Genomic DNA, 3,118 nt, shown 5'->3' on the forward strand with positions numbered 1-3,118 from the left:
CTGGTACTTGTAGCCGATGTAGTAGCCGTGCACGGCCTCGTCGCGGATGATCAGCCGGATCATGTCGGCGGTGTTGGTCAGCTTGGCGCGGCTGCTCCAGTACATCGGCAGGTAGAAGCCGGAGTAGAACAGGAAGCTCTCCAGCAGCGTGGAGGCCACCTTCCGCTTCAGCGGCTCGTCGCCCTTGTAGTACTGCATGACGATCTCGGCCTTGCGCTGGAGGTTCGGGTTTTCCTCCGACCAGCGGAACGCGTCGTCGATCTCGGCGGTGGAGCACAACGTGGAGAAGATGTTGCTGTAGCTGCGCGCGTGCACCGACTCCATGAACGCGATGTTGGTGTAGACCGCTTCCTCGTGCGGGGTCAGCGCATCGGGAATCAGGCTGACCGCACCGACCGTGCCCTGGATGGTGTCCAGCAGCGTCAGCCCGGTGAACACCCGCATCGTCATTTCCTTCTCGTGGGGCGTCAGCGTTCCCCACGACGGGATGTCGTTGGACACCGGAACCTTTTCCGGCAACCAGAAATTGCCGGTCAGCCGGTCCCAAACCTCGGCGTCTTTTTCGTCCTGGAGCCGGTTCCAGTTGATCGCGGAGACGCGGTCAATGAGTTTGATGTCGCCCACGCCTCGACACTACCCCTGGGGGCCGACAACCTCCGGCACCGCAACACCTTGTGTTTGCGTGTCGCCCCACGGCCCGCAGGTTCGCCTAGTGTGCACTCAGATCGCGATTTGGAATGAAGTCAGGCCATTTCACGATCTGAGCGCACACCAGGCGCCCGGTCGAGTCCAATTCCCGAGAAGTGGTACTCCGACGGCTTCAGCTTGCGGGTGGCGCGCCAGTACTGCCAGGTCATCCCGCTCCACAACGTCCGGTTGACGCCGTGCTCGTCCAGATACCAGCTGCTGCAGCCGCCGGTATTCCAGACCGCGCGGGCGAGCTCACCCTGCAGTTCGGCATTGTCGCGGTCCTGCGCGGTGCGGGTGGGCGCCAACGCCTGCGCGTCGTAGCGGTCCACCGCCGCGATCGCCTGCGCCACATAACGGATCTGCGACTCGATCATGATCACGACGGAGGTGTGCCCCAGACCGGTGTTGGGCCCCAGCAGGAAGAACAGATTGGGGACATCCGCGACGGCGAGTCCGCGATGTGCCGCCACGCCCTCGCGGTTCCACCGATCCACCAGGTCCTCCCCGCCCGGGCCCTTGATGTCGACGTAGGTGTAGGAGTCGGTGACGTGGAACCCGGTACCGAACACGATCACGTCGACCTTGCGCTCGGTGCCGTCGGTGGTGACGATCCCGTCGGGTGTGATGCGTGTGATGCGGTCGGTGACGAGTTCCGTCTTCGGGTTCGCGACGCCCGGATAGTAGTTGGGCGAGTAGAGGATTCGCTTGCACCCGGCCCGGTAGTTCGGCGTCAGCCTGCGGCGCAGCTCCTTGTCTTTGATGTGGCGCCGGATGTTCGCCCTGGCCACCAGTTCCACCGCCCGCAGCAGCGCGGGCCGCCGGGTCATCGCATATCCGAGGCCCTCGAGCCACCAGTAGAGGCCGGTCCGAAGCGCCAGACGCAGCCCCGGAACGAACGTGAATGCGCGCTTGAGGCCCTCCGGGAACGGGCCGTCTGGCCGCGGCACCACCCAGGGCGGCGTACGCTGGTAAAGCTGCAATTCGCTGGTGTCGTTGACGATCTCGGGCACGATCTGGATGGCGCTTGCACCGGTTCCGATCACCGCGACCCGCTTGCCGGTCAGGTCGACGCTGTGGTCCCACTCCGCGGAATGGAAAGCGGCGCCACCGAATTGGTCTTTGCCTTCGATGTCGGGAACCAGCGGGATGTGCAACGCCCCCGCCCCCGAAATCAGGAACTGAGCGACGTACTCCTGGCCGTCGGCGGTGAAAACATGCCAGCGGTACTCGGCGTCGTCCCAGTGCGCCCGGTCCACGAGCGAGTTGAACCTGATGTAGCGGCGCAGCCCGTACTTGTCGGTGACGCCCTTGAGGTAGTCCCAGATCTCGGGTTGCGGGGAGAACAACTTGCTCCAGGTCGCCTTCGGCTCGAAGGAGAACGAGTACAGGTGCGACGGCACGTCACACGCACAGCCCGGGTAGCTGTTGTCCCGCCAGGTGCCGCCGACATCGTCGGCCTTCTCCAGGATCAGGAAGTCCACACCCTGTTTTTGCAGCGCGATGCCCATCCCCAGTCCGGAGAACCCGGTTCCGATGATCAGCGCTCGGGTGTGTACGGCCTCCTTCTGGGCAGCGCCCTCGGCCGCCTGCTCGGCAACGGTCATGACGGCGGCCTCCCCTTTTTTCGGTGTGGGCCCACCTGGGAACAGCGGTACCGGGTATTTGTCCGGTTCAGTGTATGCCTGTCACGCGGTGATGGGGCTGACCAGACCGTGCTTGAGGGCATACATGCTGGCGCCGATGCGGTTGGAGACACCGATCTTGGCATACGTCCGTTCGACGTGGTTGCGCGCCGTCTTTTCGCTGATAACAAGTGTTTTCGCGATGTCCTTGTTGGATGCGCCGCGCGCGACCAGGCAGAGTACTTCGATCTCACGGGGCGTCAGCCCGCCCGGGCGGACGTTTGGTCGTTCGGCGTGATGGCCTGCGGCGTGCAGCACCGCCTCGGCGGCCATCGCGTCGAGAGCGCCGGACTTGACGCGGTCGCGAAGGCGCCGGGCCGCCGCCTCCGCTGACAGCGGCTGCCGGTACGGCCGTGGCTCGAGGGCCGACTGGTAGCTGACGGCCGCGGCGAGCAGGCGGTCGGCCATCGGCAGCGCCGCATCGGACAGCCCACGCGGATATCCGCTGCCGTCCACACATTCGTGGTGGTTTCCGGCCAGCTGGGCGACTTTCTCGAGACCGGCGACGTGGCTGAGGATCCGCACCGTCATGTACGGGTGTAGCCGCATCCGCTCGAACTCGGCAGCGCTCAACGGCCCTGGCTTGGACCAGATTTGGTTGGATACCCCGATTCGGCCCAGATCGTGGACGTGTCCGGCGCGACGGAGCTGGGCTACCGCGTCGGCGTCGAGGCCGGCGACCGTCGCGGCGTCGGCGGCCAGCGCCGCGACCGCGCGCGAATGACCAAGGGTGAAGGGGCATTTCA

General features: G+C 65.4%; 3 protein-coding genes. All 3 read right to left on the reverse strand.

Features of this window, described 5'->3' with window-relative positions:
• Positions 1–624: ribonucleotide-diphosphate reductase subunit beta (locus tag ACRDU5_RS18045; RefSeq protein ID WP_526616067.1), on the reverse strand; the 624-nt coding region annotated here is incomplete at its 3' end.
• Between the two features lie 119 nt (positions 625–743).
• Entirely contained in the window at positions 744–2,294 is a 1,551-nt protein-coding gene (locus ACRDU5_RS18050) for a flavin-containing monooxygenase (RefSeq protein ID WP_526616068.1), read from the reverse strand.
• An 81-nt stretch (positions 2,295–2,375) separates the two neighbouring features.
• On the reverse strand, positions 2,376–3,118 hold a 743-nt coding region (locus tag ACRDU5_RS18055; protein ID WP_526616069.1), incomplete at its 5' end, for an HD domain-containing phosphohydrolase.

The sequence above is a fragment of the Mycobacterium sp. genome (assembly GCF_050701515.1).
Taxonomy (GTDB): Bacteria; Actinomycetota; Actinomycetes; order Mycobacteriales; family Mycobacteriaceae; genus Mycobacterium.